23 protein-coding genes and 1 tRNA gene are annotated in these 21154 nt (G+C 41.4%); 17 read left to right on the forward strand and 7 right to left on the reverse strand.

Annotation, left to right across the window (positions count from 1 at the left end; translation table 11 throughout):
• Positions 1-51 precede the first annotated feature (51 nt).
• Positions 52-675, reverse strand: coding sequence for a transcriptional repressor LexA (gene lexA, locus ACEQ1T_RS10025; RefSeq protein WP_053436273.1), 624 nt, complete (start codon positions 673-675; stop codon positions 52-54).
• A gap of 156 nt (positions 676-831) precedes the next feature.
• Between lexA and ACEQ1T_RS10030 the strand changes: the two genes are divergently transcribed.
• The 9 genes from ACEQ1T_RS10030 (at position 832) to ACEQ1T_RS10070 (ending at position 9682) form a co-directional block, all read left to right on the forward strand.
• Positions 832-1164: a LysM peptidoglycan-binding domain-containing protein gene (locus ACEQ1T_RS10030; RefSeq protein WP_206836649.1), complete on the forward strand. Its 333-nt coding sequence runs from the start codon at positions 832-834 to the stop codon at positions 1162-1164.
• A gap of 9 nt (positions 1165-1173) precedes the next feature.
• Positions 1174-1821, forward strand: coding sequence for a recombinase family protein (locus tag ACEQ1T_RS10035; RefSeq protein ID WP_206836652.1), 648 nt, complete (start codon positions 1174-1176; stop codon positions 1819-1821).
• Positions 1822-1963: 142 nt separating this feature from the next.
• Positions 1964-2197, forward strand: a complete 234-nt coding sequence (locus ACEQ1T_RS10040; RefSeq protein ID WP_206836655.1) for a DUF896 domain-containing protein — start codon at positions 1964-1966, stop codon at positions 2195-2197.
• A 236-nt stretch (positions 2198-2433) separates the two neighbouring features.
• Entirely contained in the window at positions 2434-4440 is a 2007-nt protein-coding gene (gene tkt, locus ACEQ1T_RS10045) for a transketolase (RefSeq protein ID WP_370222714.1), read from the forward strand.
• A gap of 269 nt (positions 4441-4709) precedes the next feature.
• On the forward strand, positions 4710-5147 hold the full coding sequence (sirA, locus tag ACEQ1T_RS10050; protein ID WP_035330668.1) for a sporulation inhibitor of replication protein SirA: 438 nt from the start codon (positions 4710-4712) through the stop codon (positions 5145-5147).
• Between the two features lie 86 nt (positions 5148-5233).
• Positions 5234-5449, forward strand: a complete 216-nt coding sequence (locus ACEQ1T_RS10055) for a YneF family protein (RefSeq protein WP_009330559.1) — start codon at positions 5234-5236, stop codon at positions 5447-5449.
• Between the two features lie 134 nt (positions 5450-5583).
• Positions 5584-6024, forward strand: a complete 441-nt coding sequence (locus ACEQ1T_RS10060; protein ID WP_370222715.1) for a DUF6376 family protein — start codon at positions 5584-5586, stop codon at positions 6022-6024.
• 111 nt (positions 6025-6135) lie between these two features.
• A complete protein-coding gene (locus ACEQ1T_RS10065) occupies positions 6136-7884 on the forward strand; it encodes an ABC transporter transmembrane domain-containing protein (protein WP_370222716.1) in 1749 nt (582 codons plus the stop codon).
• Positions 7885-7888: 4 nt separating this feature from the next.
• Entirely contained in the window at positions 7889-9682 is a 1794-nt protein-coding gene (locus ACEQ1T_RS10070) for an ABC transporter ATP-binding protein (RefSeq protein WP_206836669.1), read from the forward strand.
• 39 nt (positions 9683-9721) lie between these two features.
• Here the strand turns inward: ACEQ1T_RS10070 and ACEQ1T_RS10075 are convergent, their stop codons facing one another.
• Positions 9722-10483, reverse strand: a complete 762-nt coding sequence (locus ACEQ1T_RS10075) for an MBL fold metallo-hydrolase (protein WP_370222717.1) — start codon at positions 10481-10483, stop codon at positions 9722-9724.
• Positions 10484-10601: 118 nt separating this feature from the next.
• Between ACEQ1T_RS10075 and ACEQ1T_RS10080 the strand changes: the two genes are divergently transcribed.
• Complete coding sequence (locus ACEQ1T_RS10080; protein ID WP_370222718.1) at positions 10602-11009, forward strand: Lrp/AsnC family transcriptional regulator; 408 nt, start codon at positions 10602-10604, stop codon at positions 11007-11009.
• Positions 11010-11069: 60 nt separating this feature from the next.
• Here ACEQ1T_RS10080 and ACEQ1T_RS10085 read toward each other — a convergent pair whose 3' ends face one another.
• Positions 11070-11240, reverse strand: a complete 171-nt coding sequence (locus tag ACEQ1T_RS10085) for an aspartyl-phosphate phosphatase Spo0E family protein (protein WP_009330553.1) — start codon at positions 11238-11240, stop codon at positions 11070-11072.
• Between the two features lie 347 nt (positions 11241-11587).
• On the opposite strand from ACEQ1T_RS10085, the gene ACEQ1T_RS10090 reads away from it, so the two are divergent.
• From ACEQ1T_RS10090 to ACEQ1T_RS10100, 3 genes are all read left to right on the forward strand, one after another.
• Complete coding sequence (locus ACEQ1T_RS10090; RefSeq protein ID WP_071156551.1) at positions 11588-12295, forward strand: cytochrome c biogenesis CcdA family protein; 708 nt, start codon at positions 11588-11590, stop codon at positions 12293-12295.
• A gap of 275 nt (positions 12296-12570) precedes the next feature.
• A complete protein-coding gene (locus ACEQ1T_RS10095) occupies positions 12571-12930 on the forward strand; it encodes a response regulator (RefSeq protein WP_206836678.1) in 360 nt (119 codons plus the stop codon).
• Positions 12931-13082: 152 nt separating this feature from the next.
• Entirely contained in the window at positions 13083-13571 is a 489-nt protein-coding gene (locus tag ACEQ1T_RS10100) for a CcdC family protein (protein WP_206836681.1), read from the forward strand.
• Positions 13572-13619: 48 nt separating this feature from the next.
• Here ACEQ1T_RS10100 and ACEQ1T_RS10105 read toward each other — a convergent pair whose 3' ends face one another.
• The gene (locus ACEQ1T_RS10105; RefSeq protein ID WP_206836683.1) at positions 13620-14114 is read right to left on the reverse strand and encodes a DinB family protein; all 495 of its coding nucleotides are present in this window, start codon (positions 14112-14114) and stop codon (positions 13620-13622) included.
• A 291-nt stretch (positions 14115-14405) separates the two neighbouring features.
• Positions 14406-14831, reverse strand: coding sequence for a DUF2621 domain-containing protein (locus ACEQ1T_RS10110; RefSeq protein ID WP_019381898.1), 426 nt, complete (start codon positions 14829-14831; stop codon positions 14406-14408).
• Positions 14832-14954: 123 nt separating this feature from the next.
• Here ACEQ1T_RS10110 and ACEQ1T_RS10115 point away from each other — a divergent pair.
• Positions 14955-15051 (forward strand) — tRNA-Sec (locus ACEQ1T_RS10115).
• A gap of 197 nt (positions 15052-15248) precedes the next feature.
• Positions 15249-15743, forward strand: coding sequence for a DUF1456 family protein (locus ACEQ1T_RS10120; RefSeq protein WP_206837664.1), 495 nt, complete (start codon positions 15249-15251; stop codon positions 15741-15743).
• Positions 15744-15994: 251 nt separating this feature from the next.
• Here the strand turns inward: ACEQ1T_RS10120 and ACEQ1T_RS10125 are convergent, their stop codons facing one another.
• Positions 15995-16963 carry a YafY family protein gene (locus ACEQ1T_RS10125; RefSeq protein WP_206836685.1) on the reverse strand — a complete coding sequence of 323 codons (969 nt, stop codon included), beginning with the start codon at positions 16961-16963 and terminating at the stop codon, positions 15995-15997.
• Positions 16964-17060: 97 nt separating this feature from the next.
• Here ACEQ1T_RS10125 and ACEQ1T_RS10130 point away from each other — a divergent pair, with 97 nt between their 5' ends.
• Complete coding sequence (locus tag ACEQ1T_RS10130; protein WP_206836688.1) at positions 17061-17972, forward strand: SDR family oxidoreductase; 912 nt, start codon at positions 17061-17063, stop codon at positions 17970-17972.
• Between the two features lie 167 nt (positions 17973-18139).
• Positions 18140-20206, forward strand: coding sequence for a DUF4179 domain-containing protein (locus ACEQ1T_RS10135; RefSeq protein WP_370222720.1), 2067 nt, complete (start codon positions 18140-18142; stop codon positions 20204-20206).
• A 47-nt stretch (positions 20207-20253) separates the two neighbouring features.
• On the opposite strand, the gene ACEQ1T_RS10140 is transcribed toward ACEQ1T_RS10135, so the two are convergent.
• Positions 20254-20964, reverse strand: a complete 711-nt coding sequence (locus ACEQ1T_RS10140) for a FadR/GntR family transcriptional regulator (RefSeq protein ID WP_206836693.1) — start codon at positions 20962-20964, stop codon at positions 20254-20256.
• Positions 20965-21154 lie beyond the last annotated feature (190 nt).

Genomic DNA, 21154 nt, shown 5'->3' on the forward strand with positions numbered 1-21154 from the left:
AATTGGAAAAAATAAAAAGCAGGCAGAGGCTGCTTGCTTTTTATCACTCTATTAATGCATATGGCGGTATACACCTATAACCTTTCCAAGGATGGAAACATTTCGAAGGATGATAGGTTCCATTGTAGAGTTTTCCGGCTGAAGACGGATAAAGTCTTTTTCTTTAAAGAATCTCTTGACAGTTGCTTCGTCTTCCTCTGTCATGGCAACCACGATATCTCCATTATTGGCAGTGCTCTGCTGTTTGACGATGACATAGTCGCCATCAAGGATTCCGGCTTCAATCATACTTTCTCCCATGATTTCAAGCATGAATACATGCTCGTCAGCTGGTGCCATTCTTTCTGGAAGAGGGAAGTATTCTTCGACATTTTCAATGGCCGTTATCGGCTGACCTGCAGTTACTTTACCGACGATCGGAACATTAACTGCACTGACTTTAGGAATGTGAGAAGACTCGTCCAGGTCTAAAATTTCAATGGCGCGCGGTTTAGTAGGATCTCTGCGGATCAGCCCTTTGCTTTCAAGTCTGGCGAGATGGCCGTGAACTGTTGAGCTTGAAGCAAGGCCGACTGCTTCCCCGATTTCCCTTACAGAAGGCGGATAACCCCTCAATTTAACTTCTTCTTTTATAAACTCTAATATATCTTGCTGCCTTTTTGATAATTTCACCATCTTTACGCACCTCGTATGTTTTTGTTGTCTCAATTATAGCACCAATTACCATATGATACAAACATAAGTTCGAATTTTCATTGACACAAAACAAATGTTCGGTCTATAATAAAATCATCAAATGCGAACATATATTCTTTTCAGAGGTGGTATATCATGTTTAAAAAATTGTGGAAATCATATTCTTATGCTATTATTCTCTTCGTTTTAAGCCTGGCAGCATCGTTTATTATGCTCGTGCAAATAGAAACACCCGATACGGAAAAGTTTGTGAAAGTCACTGTTGCAGAAGGCGACTCTTTATGGAAAATTGCTGAGAATTTTTCGGCTGAACATTCGCTGTCTACAGATCAATTTATTAATTGGGTGGAACAAAATAATGAGATTGCGTCTGGAAGGATTTTTCCGGGCGATGAAATTGTAATTCCAGTAAAAGCTCTGGATGACGAGCCTTATAAAGAGCTTGCCAGTTCAGACCTTTATGAATAAGGAGAAGTTATGAAAGCTATTATTTACTGCAGGGTTAGTACAACAAAGGATACTCAGGAAACGTCCCTTTCAAGGCAGGAAGAAGAGCTGGTGATTCTGGCGAAAAAGCATAATTTTGAAGTGGTCAAGGTGATTCGCGAACAGGCCAGCGGATACGATCTTGAAAGAGACGGTATATTGGAGCTTTTAGACTTAATTAAAGAAAAGGATATCAAGGTTGTCCTCATTCAGGATGAAACCAGGCTTGGGCGGGGCAATGCAAAGATTGCAATACTCCATTGCATTTTAAAAGAAGAAGTCCAGCTATACAGCATTTCGAATAACGGCCAGCTCGAACTTTCGGAATCAGATTCGATGGTGCTGAACATTGTTGGAATGGTAGAGGAGTATCAGAGAAAGCTTCATAACATCAAAATCAGACGCGGCATGCAGCGGGCTATTGATAAAGGTTACCGGCCCGAGAAGAACTTAAGCAATCAGGGAGCAAATGGAGGCAGGGAAAGAATAGAGGTGCCGATAGAGGAAATTGTCAGGCTAAGGAAAAACGAATTAACATTTGCAGAGATTGCTGCAACGCTTAGGGGTTTTGGCTATAATATCTCAAAAGCAACTGTCCATAGAAGGTATAAAGAACATATTGAATTACTTCCTGAATAGAGCACTTTTCTTGTCAAAAGTGTTCTTTTTTAGTATGATGGCAGTTGAGTTTCAGTATTGTTCTATATTTGAAGCTATTGTATAATAAGAACTTCTATTTAGAATATTCAAAGGTAAACTTTTGATATAAAGGAGCTTTAATATGCTGCCAAAACAAAAACTTGCCCGAATTAATGCACTGGCAAAGAAGGCAAAGGAATCCGGATTAACAGAAGCAGAAGCGAAAGAGCAGACTTCTCTCCGCAAAGAGTATTTGGAGACTTTTCGCTCTGGCATGTTAAACACGCTTAAAGGTGTTACAATTGTTGACCCGAAAGGAAACGACGTTACTCCTAAAAAGCTGAAAGAATTCCAAAATAAAAACCGCCTTCACTAATATTATAAATGCAAGGGATACACAATGCTGTATTCCTTCTTTTAATAGAATGCGGAGAAGACTTTACGGATTTATTGCCGGATATCTCCGCTTTTTTACATATGCCGGGTCTATTTGTGTCAATATAGTAACAAACCGGCTTTTTTTGTCCTTTTCTGACCCTATTGGTTGTGAAAAAAAGGGACACCCGATAATATAAAAAGAGTAAAGAATTACTACTCGAAAGGATGTATTGAATGTTTAATCACACAGATGAACTATCCATCAGTTCCATTCGTACTTTATCAATCGACGCCATTGAAAAGGCGAATTCCGGCCATCCGGGCATGCCGATGGGTGCAGCGCCAATGGCTTATACACTTTGGACACGCTTCATGAACCATAACCCGAAAAATCCAGAATGGTTCAACCGTGACCGGTTCGTCCTTTCTGCAGGACATGGCTCGATGCTTCTATACAGCCTTCTTCATCTTTCCGGCTATGATGTTTCCATGAATGACATTAAAGAGTTCAGACAGTGGGGAAGCAAGACGCCTGGCCACCCTGAATACGGCCATACTCCAGGTGTTGATGCAACAACAGGCCCATTAGGTCAAGGTATTGCAATGGCTGTTGGTATGGCAATGGCAGAGCGCCACCTGGCTGCAACATACAACAAAGACAACTTCAATGTGGTTGATCACTATACATACAGCATCTGCGGTGACGGAGACCTTATGGAAGGCGTTTCGGCTGAAGCTGCTTCCCTTGCTGGCCACTTAAAGCTTGGAAGACTGGTTGTTCTATATGATTCAAATGATATCTCACTTGATGGTGACCTTGATAAATCTTTTTCTGAAAGTGTTGAACAGCGCTTCAAGTCATACGGCTGGCAGTATATCCGCGTAGAAGACGGCAATGATCTTCACGAAATCGCAAAAGCAATTGAAGAGGCGAAGCAGGATGAAAACCGGCCAACAATGATTGAAGTCAAAACAGTCATTGGCTACGGTTCTCCAAACAAATCAGGCAAATCTGATGTTCATGGTGCTCCGCTAGGTGCTGACGAATTGAAATTAACGAAAGAAGCCTATAAGTGGACTTTCGATGAAGATTTCCATGTTCCACAGGAAGTATATGATCACTTCAAGCAGCAGGTTGTGGAAAGCGGCTCTAAAAAGCAGCAGGAATGGGAAGACCTTTTTGCACAATACAAAGAAGCACATCCTGAGTTAGGAAAACAGCTGGAGCAGGCAATCAATGGCGAGCTTTCTGAAGGCTGGGATAAAGCCATCCCTGTTTATGAAGAAGGAAAGAGCCTTGCTAGCCGTGCTTCTTCCGGAGAAGTGCTAAATGCAATCGCACAAAACCTTCCTTCATTCTTTGGCGGATCTGCCGACCTTGCAGGCTCCAACAAAACAATGATCAAAGGTACAGGAGACTTTACGGCTGAGTCATTTGACGGCCGCAACATCTGGTTCGGTGTACGTGAATTTGCAATGGGTGCTGCATTGAATGGTATGGCTCTTCACGGCGGATTAAAAGTATTCGGCGGAACATTCTTCGTGTTCTCTGATTACCTGCGCCCGGCAATCCGTCTGGCTGCACTTATGAATCTGCCTGTTACGTATGTTTTCACACATGACAGTATCGCTGTCGGTGAAGACGGTCCTACACATGAGCCTGTAGAACAGCTTGCTGCATTGCGTGCAATGCCAAACCTTTCTGTTGTCCGCCCTGCTGACGGAAACGAAACAGCAGCTGCATGGAAAACAGCAATCGAATCAACAAACAAGCCAACTGCACTAGTATTGACCCGCCAAAACCTTCCTACATTAAAAGGAACGGATTCAGCAGCATACGAAGGCGTACAAAAAGGTGCTTATGTTGTTTCACCAGCTTCCAACAGCAGCGCGGATGTATTATTGCTTGCTGCAGGATCTGAGGTAAGCCTGGCTGTTGAAGCACAAAAAGCGCTTGAAGGCGAAGGCATCCATGCATCTGTTGTAAGCATGCCTGCTTGGGACCGCTTCGAGGCTCAATCAAAAGAGTACAAAGAAAGCGTAATTCCTAAGACAGTCAAGAAGCGTCTTGCCATTGAAATGGGATCTTCACTTGGATGGCACCGTTATGCAGGAGACGAAGGCGATGTTCTTGCAATCGATACCTTCGGCGCATCTGCTCCAGGTGAGAAGATTATGGAAGAATACGGATTCACAGTTGAAAACGTTGTAGCACGCGTAAAAGCATTGCTGCAGGGATAATATTAACTGACGAGGGAGAGCTGAGAGGCTCTTCCTTTTTTGTGTGATGTGTTTAAAAAAAAGGATTACATTTCAGTAAAACCGGGAAATTGACATAGTAAATATTTTGATCAGCTAATTTAGCAGCTCTTCCACCAAGAATCCTCATAATCAACTGAATTCTTCGTTTTCGACAAAATTAGTGAAATTTTTTAACATCTTCAGACACATTCCTTATTTTTGGTTGCTTATAATTGAAAGAAATGGATTGTCCCGGAAGGAGGGGCCAGATGAGAGCTTATCAATTGTATTTAATAGAAGATGAATTTGCGTCCCATTATTTTGGCAGAGAGCGAATGTTTTTTCAGTTGTTTGAAGAGTATGAGTGTTCATCAGGTGAAATGAAGTCTATTCTATCGAAGCAAATTGATTTTGTGACTAAGCCAATCCCGGGTTTGAAAGTGCATCAATATATCCATCAGCAGCTGCAGCGAAAAAAAGACTTTATTATAGAAAAAAGTGCATACTATATAGAGATGAGCAAAAGAAGCAGGGCGAAGCTTGAAGTATTTGAACGGAGCCTGGTTTTAGAAGCAGCTGGCAGCTATGAGGCAGAGACGGTATTTTTCGAAGTGCTGCGAAAAAGCGAGTCTTCCTTCCTGGCTGTTGACCTCCAGCATAAGCGCTATGGGTGGCTAAAACCGATAAAAGAGAGAAAATTCGTCTAAAATAAGAGAAAAAACAAAGCAAATATTGTATAATAACCTTTGGTCTAGTACACTGTATGATAGACAACATGAAGGAGGAAGTTAGTATGGGTATGTACATTCTAGTTGGTGTACTGGCGCTTCTTGCCGGTGTAGCACTAGGATTTTTCATTGCTCGAAAATATATGATGAGCTACCTGGAGAAAAATCCGCCAATTAATGAACAAATGCTTAAAATGATGATGATGCAAATGGGCATGAAGCCATCTCAGAAGAAGATCAACCAAATGATGAATGCCATGAACAAGCAGACTGGCAAATAATCAGGGACAAGCATCCCATCGGAAACCACTTTTCTGTTACAATACAAGGAAGGTGGTTTTTTTATATCCAAAATGAAACCTTCTTTTATACTGACCGTATATATACTATGACAAATCATGAAAGGAACGAGCAAATGAAAAAAGTAATACTAATAGGGCTCCTTACCGTTTCTATGTTATTAAATGGCTGTTCCGTTCTGGGTGAAGTGAATAATTCCATTGACTATGTTAATGAAGCGACTGAGCATATCAATACATTAAGCGACTTTGCTGAAGAGGCGCCGCAAATGATTCAGGAGGCGGCAGCGGATCCGGCATTAAAGCAGGAACTTGAAGACAGATTGACGACGCTTAAGCAGGAAGTTGAAGAATTTATCGCCCTTCAGGATATCCCGAAGCTGGCAGAAGATGTTCATCAGGAGCTGGTGACACAGAATGAAGCGCTTCTGGCTGAAATAAATAAAGTATTGGAGAACGGCAACCTTGCGCTGGATCAGCTGGAGAACTCAGAGCTGTTCACTACCATTCATGAAGCAACAAGCCTGATAAACCGAATAGAAGCATTAGGACAATAAAGCATCCAAATGAATGGGTGCTTTTTTCTTTTCGAGAAAAAATCTTCCTTATTTTCTCAATATTTGTTAAACTATTTAAGCTATTATGTTTCGAATTTCGGAGGATGGGGTATGAAGGTTTTTTGGGATTTGATGTGGTTTTTTAAGAAGGAGAAAAAGGCTTATGTAAACGGGATTATTCTGCTGTTATTTGTGGCAATGCTTCAGCTGGTGCCGCCAAAGGTGGTCGGCATTGTGGTCGACTCGATTAAAAATGGCGAGCTGACTGCAAAGGCATTATTAATGTGGATAGGACTTCTTGCTGTTACAGCCCTCATGATGTATGTGCTCCGCTATTATTGGCGCATTATGATTTTCGGATCAGCCGTTAAGCTGTCCAAACTCCTGCGCAACAGGCTTTATCAGCATTTTACGAATATGTCACAGTCCTTCTACCAGAAAAAGCGAGTGGGGGACTTGATGGCCCATGCGACAAATGATCTGCAGGCAATTCAGCAGACGGCAGGAGCGGGGGTCCTCACATTTGTCGATTCACTGGCGACAGGCGGTTTCGTTATCATCGCCATGGCGACAACAATCAGCTGGAAGCTTACACTAATCAGTCTGGTTCCGATGCCGTTCATGGCACTCTTAACGAGCTGGTATGGAACACTGCTTCATAGACGGTTCCACAAAGCACAGGAGGCTTTTTCTTCACTGAATGACAAAACTCAGGAAAGTGTTTCAGGAATTAAAGTGATTAAAACATTCGGACAGGAAAAAGAAGATATTGAAGATTTCCGCAGGCAGTCTGAAGATGTAGTGCAAAAAAACATTTCTGTTGCACGTGTTGATTCTTTGTTTGATCCGACGATCAGCATTATTGTAGGAATCTCTTTCTTCCTATCTATTGCTTTTGGGTCCAGATATGTTATTGCAGGAGAGCTGACCATCGGGCAGCTGGTTTCATTTACTGCCTATCTGGGTCTCCTGATTTGGCCAATGCTCGCATTTGGCTGGCTGTTCAACATTGTCGAGAGAGGCCGCGCCTCCTATGATCGAGTCTCTGTGCTTCTTGCAGAAGAAATCGATATTAAGGATGATGAGACTGGCATCAATGAAGTTCCGAGCGGTGATATTGAGTACAAGATTGAGGAGTTCGCCTATCCGGGTGAACAGGAAGCGCTGCTTAAGGATATTCATTTTAGGCTGGAAAGAGGAGAGACTCTCGGCATAGCAGGTAAAACGGGTGCTGGCAAAACCACACTTCTGAAGCTTTTGATCCGTGAGTTTGAAGGCTATGAAGGGGAAATTCTTTTTGCAGGACATACTATCAACCGCTATAAAATCGAAAAGCTGAGGGAAGCGATTGGCTATGTCCCGCAGGAGCACTTTCTGTTCTCTGCCACTGTTGCTGAAAATATAGCTTTCACGAGGCCAGATGCAGATCTTGAAGATATTTATGCAGCAGCGAAACTGGCCAATATCCATGAGGATATTCTAGAATTCACAGATGGCTATAAAACCGTTGTGGGTGAAAGAGGGGTCTCGCTTTCCGGAGGGCAGAAGCAGCGTATTTCCATTGCACGAGCCCTTCTGATGAAACCGGAAGTATTGATTTTGGATGACTCACTTTCCGCCGTTGATGCGAAAACAGAGGAAGCTATCCTTACTTCATTGCGTGGTGAGCGGGCAGGCAAGACAACGATCATAACCGCTCACAGGCTGAGCGCCATTCAGCATGCGAATCTCATATTGGTGCTGGATGAAGGGAAAATTGTTCAGCGGGGTTCACATGATGAACTGATGGCTGAAGAAGGCTGGTATAAGAATATGTATCTGCGCCAGCAGCTGGAAGAGCTTGTGGAGCATGGGGGATAAGCCGATGGAAAAGACACCGATTATGAAAGGGAAAGAGCAGCGGAAGGTCCTTTTCCGGCTGCTTTCCTATACAAAACCGCATAAGAAAACAATCATACTTGCCTTCAGTTTGCTTCTGCTAACGACGATTGGAGACATATTGGGGCCGATTCTTGTCAAAATTTTTATCGATGATTATTTAACACCAAGGAACCTGGTTTTCGAGCCGTTATTTGCTCTTGGTGCAGCATATCTGGGCATTCAGATTATGAATGTGCTGGTATCCTATTTTCAGCTGCTGAAATTTCAGGAAATTGCGCTTAAAATCATTCAGCAGCTGCGTGTGGATGTCTTTTCAAAAGTTCAGTCACTGGGCTTGAAATACTTTGATAAAACGCCTGCCGGAAGCATTGTATCAAGAGTTACCAATGATACAGAAGCTATTAAGGATATGTTTGTCAGTGTCCTGGTTACCTTTATTCAGGGTGCCTTCCTGCTGACAGGGATCTTTGTGGCGATGTTTATCCTGAATGTGAAGCTGGCACTATTTTGCCTGGTGATTCTCCCGATTCTTTTTATGATCATTCGTACGTACCGTAAATACAGTTCGGTATTTTATAAGGACTTAAGGGAAAGGCTGAGCCAGCTGAATGCTAAGCTGAGTGAATCACTGCAGGGAATGTCCATCATCCAGGTATTCAGGCAGGAAAAAAGGCTGCGGAAGGAATTTGGCGATATCAATGAGCAGCACTATCAAGCAGGTATGCGCAATATCAAAATGGATGGGCTGCTGTTAAGGCCTGCCATCGACCTTGTGTATGTACTGTCACTTATTATTGTATTGAGCTTCTTTGGCATTTCTTCCTTTAACAATCCGATCGAAATCGGTGTGCTGTATGCCTTTGTCAGCTATCTTGACCGTTTTTTTGAGCCTGTTAATCAGATCATGATGAGGCTTTCCATGTATCAGCAGGCAATCATTGCCGCTTCAAGAGCGTTTGCGCTGCTGGACGAAAAGGAACTTGCTCCTGAACAGGAGGATAACCTGTCTGCTGGAATTAAGGAAGGAGAGATTGAGTTTAGGAACCTCAGCTTCTCCTATGACGGCAAAAGGGATGTATTGAAAAATATTTCTTTTACAGCCAAGCAGGGTGAAACCGTTGCCCTTGTAGGCCATACCGGCAGCGGCAAGAGCTCAATCATTAATTTAATGATGCGATTCTATGAATATGAGCGCGGCGGTATTTTCATTGACGGAAAAAGCATTAAGTCTTATCCAGCGGAAGAATTGCGCGCGAAAATGGGACTCGTCCTTCAGGATCCTTTCCTATTTTACGGGACGATTAAGGATAACATCAGACTTCATAATGAGAAAATGACAGATAAAGAGATCAAAGCTGCGGCTCAGTTTGTTCAGGCCCACACATTCATAGATAAGCTGGAAAACGGATATGAGCATGCGGTGGTTGAGCGCGGATCGACTTTTTCGAGCGGGCAAAGACAGCTTATTGCCTTTGCAAGAACGATTGCTGCCAATCCGAAAATTCTTGTGCTGGATGAAGCAACAGCCAACATTGATACAGAAACAGAGGAAGCGATTCAAACTGCACTGGAGAAAATGCGGAAGGGCCGCACGACGATTGCGATTGCTCATCGATTGTCTACGATACAGGATGCAGAATTGATTCTCGTTCTTCATCAGGGGGAAATAGTAGAAAGAGGAACGCATCAGGAATTACTTGCCAAGCGCGGTTTGTATCATAAAATGTATCTGCTGCAGAATGGGTCGGCTGAGAAAGTGGAGGATGCAGTAGGCTAATAGAAAAGACGTGTGAATAGCCACACGTCTTTTCGTCTCTTAAAAGGAGTAGGATTCTCCATCTTCAGGCACTAATAATTGATCGGAAAAGTCTTTGTCTTTACTGTAGCTTTTTAACTCTTCCTTTGATAGTGTCCAATGGTTGACGGCCTCCATATGGACGGAAATAATCTTAGCATCCGGGGCAGCCTTGGAAACTTCATAGATATCCTCTTTCTCCATAACTAGCGAGCCGCCTTCAAGAAACTGGTTATCTCCGCCATTTACAACAATGACTTCAGGATTGTGTGTTTCAATGACTTCCTGAACAGCATCATACCAAACTGTATCTCCAGCTACATAAAGTGTTTTTTCACTTTGATGTTTGAAGACAACTCCGCAAACAAGACCGGCCAGTTTTAAAATTTCGCCCCTGCCATGTTCGCCCTTTGTTTTGATTAGTTGGATATCTTCAAAAACATTATCTTCATGGAGCACTTCAATATTATTAAAACCAGCATTTCTCACTTCAGCAGCATCTTCTTCATTTTGCACAAACATTTTAATGTTTTTTGGCAATGCTTCTTTGGCTGCATCATCAAAGTGGTCTAAATGCAGGTGGGTAACAATCACTGCATCCACATTATGAATAATTTCATCAATGGAAACCGGAAGCTCTGTTAAAGGATTGTTTTGATCTTGTCTCAATGAATTTGGAAAAGGCGGGTAAGTTCCTTTTTCTGCTAAAAAGGGATCAATTAAAATCTTTTTGCCTGCATATTGGACAACTAGTGTAGCGTTGCGGATTTGCTGTATATTCATATAAATGTACTCCTTTTCTTTGATTTAGGTTTAGTTTATACTAAGACCCATTGGTACTTACATAGATAAAATCAAGTCTTTTTGCCGTTTAACTTGAAAAGTGAAAGGAGTTGAAAAAATGCTGGATCACACGGATTGGCGTATTTTGGAGGAACTCTCCAAAAACAGCCGGATCACCATGAAGGAGCTGGGGGAGAAAGTCCATTTAACTGGCCAGGCAGCCGCATCAAGATTGGCAAAATTAGAAGATCAGGGCGTAATTGAGGGATACACAATCAAAGTGAACCAGGAGAAATTAGGGTATTCCATCCATGCTTTTATTACGGTTATTACTCAAAGTATGAATCATCAGCCGTATCTGACCTTCGTAAAAACACAGCAGGAAATCATACATAATTATAAAATCAGCGGGGATGGCTGTTACATACTTGAATGCAAATTCCAGTCTAATGAACGGTTAGATCAATTTTTAACAGACTTGAATAAGCATGCAAATTATAAATTATCGATTGTTATTAATAAATAACTGCTTAGATTCAGAGGGATAAATGTAAGAAACAGCCTGCATAGGTTGCATGGCTGTTTCTTAATGTGTCTGCACTTTTTTTATAAAGGTTCGGTTATATTCATTTAATAGGGCATCCAGCTCCTGGCTGTACCGGATTGCTGCGGCAGAGCTTAAGCCGCTTTTCATGGCCACTTGAATTAACTCTGTTCTTTTCTGTTCAATCAATGTAAGCAGTTCCTGTTTACACATGGCCAATAGTTCCTCTCTGATTATTTCTTATATGTAGGCTTTACTCTGCCAATTCTATTCCATGTCAAAAGATGAAAGATAATAACAGAATTTGTTAAGTCCTATACTAGTATATCGAATAATGGTAATTAATTCAAAAGAAACTTGTTTTAAACTTTAGTAACATTTACATTAAAAATACATGTTTTAGGTTGAAATCTAATATGAATTAATATAATAGCCGGTGGTTTACTCAGAAATGTGTGAAATATTCGGGGACACAAAATGTTCACATTCTATCCATTATCTTTTCTATATGGGATTTGTTAGAATGAAATGGGAATGAATGAGTATCAGGAGTTGTGACTATGACAGATTTGAATGTATTTATTGCCTTAGGGGCAGGGTTTTTAAGCTTCATTTCTCCTTGCTGCCTGCCGTTATATCCAGCATTCTTATCGTATATTACAGGAATGTCTGTAGGGGAGATAAAAGAAGAGAATGCGATGCTGCAAAGACGGAGCATGCTGCACACGCTATTCTTCCTTCTTGGATTTTCGGCTATTTTTATTGCTATTGGGTTTGGCACTACTTTCATAGGCCGTTTCTTTACTGAATATCAAGACCTCATCCGCCAGCTGGGAGCTATATTTATCTTCTTCTTTGGATTGCTGGTAGTGGGAGTCATCAAGCCGGAATTCTTAATGAAAGAAAGGCGGTTCGAGTTTAAAAACCGTCCTGCCGGATTGCTTGGTTCGGTACTAATCGGGATGGCGTTTGCTGCCGGCTGGACCCCATGTACAGGACCAATTCTGGGAGCTGTGATTTCACTCGCAGCTTCTAATCCAAGCTCAGCAATGGTTTATATGATTGCCTATATTCTTGGTTTCGGAATCCCATTCTTCGTGCTTTCTTTCTTTGTTGGCAAGCTGCAATGGATCAGACGAAACAGTGCCAAGATTATGAAAATCGGCGGCGTATTGATGATGATCATGGGTGTTGTCTTATTCTTTGACTGGATGACAAAAATCATTGCGATTCTTTCACCGCTATTTGGCGGATTTACAGGTTTCTAAAAGCAGGAGCACATTCAAATTGGGAATGTGCTCTTTTTTTGTTATATGTAAAAAGGGCTATGTGACGTGGTCGAAATTTGTCATATTCTTTCAATTGAAATTTATCTGATACTTCGATATATTGAAATATGTGTTCTTTGGGCGTGGAAAAATGTGTCTCTCTTAAGGAATTTTGTTCGATTAGATGTTTAATAATTGTTTTTATGGGTATTTTTTACTATGAATGTAGTATAATAGAGATATAGCTTCCAATGCACTACAAGGGGGAAACAGTGGTGGCGAGAATTTTAATAGTAGACGATGCAAAGTTTATGAGGGTTACCCTTGGCAGCATTTTAAAAAAAGCCGACCATGAAATTGTGGGCGAAGGGGAAAACGGTAAAGAAGCCGTGCACCTATTTGAAAATCTGAAGCCTGATCTGGTAATGATGGATATCACAATGCCTGAAATGAGCGGGCTTGAGGCTGTCAGGGAAATTAAGAGGGAAAACCCTAATGCAAAAGTAATCATGTGTTCAGCCATGGGCCAGCAGAAGGTAGTGGTTGAATCCATTGAAGCTGGCGCGAAAGATTTTATCATAAAACCATTTGATGAAGGCCGTGTATTAGAAGCTGTGAATCGGGTATTAAGCTAAGAGCTGACTCAGGGTACCCTGGACATACGGATGTGTCCGGGTATCAGCTGGAGTGGCTTTTTTTATTGAACTTTTATCCTTCTGAGTACCTAAATCAAGCCTATTAAGATATAATATGGTTAGTAATCAAATGAAATAGAGGATGAAATCGAATGGACTTTGTATTAATTTCATCAATCGGTGCCGTTTTTATGGCGATCTTCGTAATGTTCATCCGTATGAAGGCCGCAAAAAAGCCGGCTTCCGCCAAGAAAATCATCTTGCCGCCGATTTTTATGAGCACAGGTGCTCTTATGTTTGTCGTTCCTTATTTTCGCGTTACCCCAATGGAGATCCTGGAAGCAGCCGCAGTTGGAATGCTTTTTTCCATCCTTTTAATTAAAACATCCTCCTTTGAAGTCAGAGACAGCGATATTTATCTGAAGCGTTCCAAAGCATTCGCTTTTATATTGATAGGCTTGCTTATAATCCGGATTATTGGAAAAATGGTCCTTAGCTCAACGATTGACTATGGCCAGCTGAGCGGCATGTTCTGGATTCTCGCATTTTCAATGATCGTGCCGTGGAGGATAGCGATGTATATGAATTATCGGAAGCTTCATCAGGAGCTGCATGAATCGGGGAATCCGAAAACAACTTGATAGAATGAAATCCGCCGGGCATAGGCTCGGCGGATTTTTTGTTATTGATTAATGGACACCATTTTTGGGGTCCCAAAGTCCGTACATCTTCCGGATTTCGACAATCTGTCCGATGTGATAGGCGTTGTGGATGGTTAGATTGGAAATGACAGACGACCAGGGTTCAATTGGTTCCTTATAGGCGGATAAGAGGAGCTTTTCTTCACTGCATTCTTCCAGGGCTTTGATCCACTCAGACAATACGTTTTGAAGAGCTTTTATAGCAGATTGCCAATCCTCTTCTGTAACGGATTCTTTTGTGCTGAATGTATCGTCATTGGCGATATGGGTTTGGGCGAGCGGCAATTCTTTGAATCTTGTTAGATAGCGGTCATTCCAGAAGGTAAGGTGGGTGACGATCTGCCAGACCGAATTGGCGGTTCCTGACTTGAAAGATGCTTCTTTTGCTGATAGTCCTTCGATGGCAGCTGATAAAGGGACAAACCAATTGGGCTGGTCGAGGCAGGCGGATAGTTGTTTTAATAAGACTTCTTTTGTGGTCATTGGACTTCTCCTTTTTGGATAGAGTACTCTTCATTTCTATTCATTAGATATTCTGACTATCCTATTTAATTTCAAGAATTGAATTAAGCATGTGTGGATTTCCGTTCCAGACACTCGCTTTCCGCGGGGCTACCGGGAGCCTCCTCGACGCATTCGCGTCTGTGGGGTCTCCCTTGGTATGCTACTCCCGCAGGAGTCGAGTGACTTCCACTCCAATCCACACGTGCTGAAACTATGTGTGGCTTTTAAAAGCCCGTATAATAAAAAACCATTCCGATGATACGAAATGGCCTAAAATAAGTGCTCGTATGGAGTCATATTTATCTGTTTTTCCGTCAATTTCTTGCGGAGAAATTTATGATCTCTTTTTGGAGTGGCTAATATATAGCCGCGAATCAGGAGGTCCTGATCGATTTGTGCTGCCTTTTCCTTTAGGGCAAGTTCACCGATTTTGCCGGCTATTTTCATTCTTGCTACATCTCTGAACAGTTCAGGAACTGGACTTACCAGATCCTCCAGCAGATCTTTTTCCTTCTGCTGCCATAGATGGCGCGTTTCATTGACATAATGCTCTTCCCAATCCAAATCTGATTTGCCATCTTCTTTGGGCATGCGCTTTAAGAATTTGCGGAACATAAAAAATCCGCCGATCGCGAAGAACGAAATCAGAACGACAACCCAAAACAATATAAAATACATAAACCAGCCTTCTAGCATTTCCTTCACCTACACACATTTTTTCCTGTCCTTATTATAAGCCTTGTCCCGCGATACGACAAGAAAGGAAGCATTAGTCTTGAAAACAGCATCAATTGCCCTTATAATAGGAAGAGTCTTTACGGGGCTGATTGGGGTGCTGGTGCCCTCCACGGTCTTCAAAACCGCTTGTGACCACCGTGTGTGGTCAGCTGGGTTCGATTCCCAGGCGGTCCCGCCAAATATACATATAATGGCCGCATAGTGGGACGCTGTGCGGTTTTTTGTGCTATCCACTTACTCGCTTTTGGTGCTAAAGCATATTAAATGGATTGTTTCCGTTCTACTCATTGTGAGGCTTCGGCTATGATAGACTTAAGATATTTAAATGCATACTGTTGTAATAAAGAGCAGTGAAAAATAGGAGGAAGTAAGTTGATGGATAATAATGATATATTAATTCGATTGAGATATGCGCTAGAAATCAAAAATAGTGAAATGGCAGAAATCTTTAAACTTGGAGGAATAGAAGTGACCGTACCAGAGGTGGTGAAGATCCTCAAAAAGACAGATGATGAAGAAGAGAATGGCAGCCAAATAAAATTGACAAATAATATGTTAAATTCATTTTTGAATGGCTTCATTATTTATAAAAGAGGTAAACAAGAGCCAAAACCAGGTCAAAATAATACGCCAGAACCATCCATAGAAAAAACTACAAATGTAAACAATATCCTTTTAAAGAAAACCAAAATCGCCTTGTCCTTAACAACAGAGGACATGATAGATGTATTCAAAAAAGCTGGATTAAACGTATCAAAAGGAGAACTCGGAGCGTTTTTAAGAAAAGAAGGACACAAAAATTATAAAATATGCTTAGACAATTTTGCCAGAAATTTCTTAAAAGGACTGGCAATTAAATATAGAGGATAATGAATGAAAGAATTCGAGTGATAACATATTAATAGTCTATAAAGAAAAGCTGTCTGATATCATTGAAAAAGTGAATTGTTCATGAAATTAATTTTTCTTTAGTAGTTACATAAGTGGACTATGGACAAAAACGAGCCTCAGAAATGATTGAGGAGGCTCGTTTTTAATATTGGTGCCTGACCCTGCGGGGGTTAATCCGTTATGTACTGTTGGAAAGGCTCTGGTCAATTAGAGACCCCTTTTTTCCTTGTTTACTCCTCATATTCTTTATAAAAATTAACAACACTCTCAGCCATTTCCCACACACTTTTCCTAAGCGAAACAGGCCTTACAATCTTAATCTGATTCCCAAACCCAAGTATATACTCTCTCGCCTCTTGTTCAGTATCAAAGCTAAGGCTTACAGGAATCCATCCATTATCCCTAGGGTTATCCATGTGTATCACCCGTACAAATCGCCCAGTAAAATTAATCCGCTGAATAATGGATGGAGACATCTCCACTTCCACCTCAAACTTAGGAAGGCTGCTAATAAATTTCTGCTTAGATTCCTGCCAATAATCAGCGAGATCAAAGTCACTCGGCCTGCTGAATTTCTCATTAATAAGATCTGCATCCACTATTCTCGAAGCACGATAGCTCTTTATCTGTTCGTCAGAAGCAGCGATTAGATACCAGGTATTCCCTTTAGCGATCAGTCCTAAAGGCTCTACAATTCTGTCGCTCGTTTGTTTATCTGCCTTTTCGTATTTAATCTGAAGCTTTTTCTCCTCCCATACCGCCTGCTGCAGAATTTCAAAAGACTTCATTTCCCTTGGTGTTTGTCTCCAAGTGCTGGTGTCTATATGAATCCGATTGGAAATGTCTTTAACATCCTCTTTCAGTGGAGCAGGAATGGCCGCGAGGAGTTTCTGGCGTGCTTCTTTCCAATCCCTACTGATTCCAAGGTCCGCTAGATGCTCGAAGGAAGGGGATAGAAGCAGTGTTTTGATTTCATCTGCCTTTAATCCTGTAAGATTTGTTCTGTATTTCTCAAGCAGTCTCCATCCGCCAAATTTTCCGCGTTCAGCGAGGACAGGAATGCCTGCAGCGCTTAAGGCTTCCATATCCCGGTGTATTGTGCGTTCTGTTACCTCCAATTCTTTTGCCAATTCCCTTGAGGTCATTCTTTCGTTATTTTGAAGCAATAATAATATAGAAATGAGTCTGTCCGCCCGCATTCTGTTCACTCCTGGATAATAATAATGTTAAATATGACATTGGATGTCAACTTTAATGATTATAGTATAGATATAACACAAAAGGGGGCAAATCGGAATGACATCATTAAAAGGGAAGGTAGCGCTGGTAGCCGGAGGAACACGGGGAGCTGGCCGCGGCATTGCCATGGAACTGGGAGCTGCAGGTGCGACAGTGTATGTTACAGGGCGTACGACCCGAAATCAGATGTCGGAATATGGCCGTAAGGAAACCATTGAGGAAACAGCAGAATTAGTCAGCGAACTGGGCGGTAATGGTATTGCTGTCCAAGTGGATCATCTGATACCTGATCAGGTGCAGTCATTGATTGAAAGAATAGAGAAAGAACAAGGAAGGCTGGATATCCTAGTCAATGATATATGGGGAAGCGAAAATTTGATGGAATGGGATATTCCTGTCTGGGAGCATTCCCTGGAGAAGGGGATGAGAATGCTTCGTCTGGCGATTGATACGCATATTATCACAAGTCATTATGCCCTCCCTCTCCTGATCAAAAACAAAGGCGGATTAGTTGCCGAAATCACAGACGGAACAGAGGAGTACAATCAAAATCGTTACCGCCTGTCTTTATTTTATGATTTGGCTAAGAGCTCGGTTATCAGGATGGCTAAAGCGCTGGCACATGAACTTGAACCTTATGATTGCACAGCGGTAGCTGTTTCACCCGGCTGGATGCGTTCTGAAATCATGCTTGAGGTATTTGGGGTAAAAGAGGAAAACTGGAAAGATGCGGCCATTAAGGAGCCTCATTTCGTGATTTCTGAAACACCAAGGTATATAGGGCGTGCAATTAGTGCCATAGCAAAGGATCCTGATAAAAAACGGTTGAACGGAGGGTCCTATTCCAGTGGCCAGCTGGCCAAAATGTACAACTTTCATGATCTGGACGGTTCTCAGCCTGATGCTTTCAGATATCTGGTGGAGGTCCAGGAGGCGGGGAAACCGGCCGATGTGGAGGGATATAGATAGCTTATCATTCGAATAACTCCTTTGCAGAACTTCTGCAAAAGGAGTTTTTTTATTTGCCTGAGGTAACATGAATTTCTTATCCAAATTTTGGTGAACAATTCCACACTAATCGTTATAATTAAACCAGGTAAATAAATAATTAGACATACATAGAGGGGAGACTGGTCTTGATTATCCCAGCAAAAAACAATCCCAGTTTACCAGTGATGATAAGAGTAAAAGGTATAGAATCCATCGTTAACTGGTTTGAACAGCATCAGCGATCCTTATATGCAATTGGCTTGTCCTATCTTGGGAACCAACGCAAGATAGAGGAGCTTTTTTATCGGGCCATTTTACAGGTGCACAAGGAGCTGCCAAGGTTTAAAAGCAGCACATCTTTCGAAATATCGGTTTTATCTATTTTTATCCTTATCTGCCGGGAGCTTTCTCTTAATAAAAGTATACAAGCTTCGGAGGTAAGTGATTACCATCAAGAGATATTTCATGCACTCCATCCGTTAAAAGAGAAGAAAAGAGAAGTACTGGTTTTAACATACATAAAAGGACTCTCAAAGGACGAAACAGCACAGCTTCTCCAGGTTTCAGCCGAACAGGTTAAGGCGCTTATATTCTCAGGACTCCAGTCACTCAGAAACGGAATGGGAGATGGAGAGCACTATCACGGCTGTAAAGAATTCCAAAAGCTTTACGTTGATTATCTGGAGAGAAACATGGACCGGCCGCGAAAGATTGATTTTGAAATACATATCTATCATTGCCAGGACTGCCAGGAAGATTTAGCAGCCTTACAGGAAGTTATGCTGGGCTTTAATGAAGCCATTGCGAAATTCAGTGTACCACCTGGTTTTATGGAAAATGTCAAAGAACGAATTGCAGAAAGGGAAAGTCTCAATCAGCAAAAGAAGAATAAACGTAAAAGAAATGGGTTTATTGCCGCAGGTATATTCGCTCTAGCCTTTTTTGCAGGGCTTTTTACAGGCGCCTTTTCAAAGCTCTATTACACCTGGACCGAGGAAAATCAGGAGCTGCGTGCCTTTCTGCAGGCGGATGTGGGTGAGAGGCTGAACCTGGAAGCAGAAAGTGATGGGGTGAAAATAAAGATTAAGAGTGCGATAGCTGATGATGTTCAGACTCTTATTTTTTATGAGATTGAGGATACCAATGAAAATAATCAATACATGATTAATTTTGATGACGGTGTTTTTATTGAAGACGAACGTAATATCATGAATGATCATACTTCTCAAAGGTACTATCCGCCTGATTTTGGATCGGAGCTTAACAATGAGGAAAAGAATACTTATCATGGGAAGATTAGTCTGCCCCCACTTAAAGAGGATAAAAGCACAATTAAGCTCAAAATTAATAAGGTTATGAAAATAGTAGGTGACTCATCTGATTCTTACAAGAGTATTGAGCCGGAAGAAGGAGAGTGGAATTTTGAGATTCCCGTAACAAAACAGCCTTCTACCGAGTATGCATTGGAGGAAGATATTGAAATTGAGGGAGTACCGGTTCGGTTCGATAAACTAATCCTTGCTCCAACAGCGACAATACTGCAATATGGCCTCAAAACTGAACAGAAGAAGAAGCGGATAGACATGATCAATTTTAAAAATATGAAAATTAACAATAAAATAACGGAAGCCGATTTATTTGGAAGTTCCTATGTATATACACAGCCGGATTTTAGATGGAGTAACTTCCAGGCGCACTTTGAACCTCTTTTTGAAAAAGAAACTGATGAGGTCAAAATTCAATTTCATAGTGTGAATTTATCAATTGAAGAGCTTAAAACTGTCGAACTGGATACTTCCAAAAAGTATCCTCAAACCTTCGAATATGCAGGCAGTACCATCTCAATTGACAAGGTGGAAATTGGCCAGCCTACCAGAGTTGTCTTTAGCAATCATGAAATTAAAAATCGAGAGTATGAATCACTTCATTTCAATATTGCTACTGAGGAAGAAAATATTTCAATGGAAGGGGATTATGAAGGAGTCATCGTTGATAAGAATGGAAAAGAATATGATATGAATAAAGCACCTTTTATTTACGAAGATATTGAACAGCCTCGTCACTTTTTTACAGTTCAAAGCTTTAAGATACAAGGGGATAACGTGGTTCCGAAGAGTCTGGATATTTTCGGATATAATACAACGAAATATTTGGATGATATAGTAGAGATTGAAACTGAGCTGATAGTAAAAGATAAAGCAGGAATCCGATAATGGTTTCCTGCTTCTTTTCAATTAAAGCCTTAGCTGCATTTATGCCTTCATCTCCCTATATCAATCACCATCGACTCCACCAATTCGGCCCTAATATTCGTAATGTGCCCCTCCATTAATTCCTTCGCTCTATCCCCATTTCCAGAGGCAATAGCCAGATAAATTTCCTTATGTTCTTCCATTGTATCCTCGTAACGGGACGGATCCTTAAAGCGATGATTCTGTGTAGCTCTAATGGTATCTTCCATATGTCCTTTTAGAGTATGTATTAATTCAATGAAAATCGAATTATGAGTGGCCACGGCAATCCCAATGTGAAAGTCAAGGTCGGCTTTTAACGCTAATTCCGGGTCTTGTTTGGACAGAGCCATATGATTCAAAGCTATCCGCAGCTTCTCCAGGTCTGCCGAAGTGGCTCTTTTGGCAGCAAGAAAGGAGGATTCGACTTCCAGTGCACGCCTGAGCTCTAGCATTTCATATACTAGGGGATTTTCCGATTTGACAGCTGTGATGATTTCTTCTTTTCTTGCATGGACATCAGAGACTTTAACGTAGCTTCCGCCTCCCTGGCGGATATCGATGAGCCCGTTCAGTTCCATGGTTCTCAGGGCTTCTCTGATGGTTGTCCGGCTGACATTGAATTGGCCTGCCAATTCTCTTTCTGAAGGCAGTCTATCACCCGGTTTCAGATTTCCTCCTAAATAGCATTCTATAATTTTATCTACTAAAACCAGATAGGTCTTTTTTTTCTCTGCCATTCCCCGTAACCTCTTTTCAAAATAGGCCTCATTCACTTTTCTAAATGTAACAGACCTAAAATCTATTAATCAATACTGAAAAATAAATAAAATTAATAATTGAATTTTTCTGATAAGTTAGTATAATTGACTTAACTTGTTGGACCAATTATAACATTGGTTTGACCAAATTTTTAGCAGAAGAAAGAAG

This window comes from Cytobacillus sp. (assembly GCF_964223445.1).
Taxonomy (GTDB): domain Bacteria; phylum Bacillota; class Bacilli; order Bacillales; family Cytobacillaceae; genus Cytobacillus.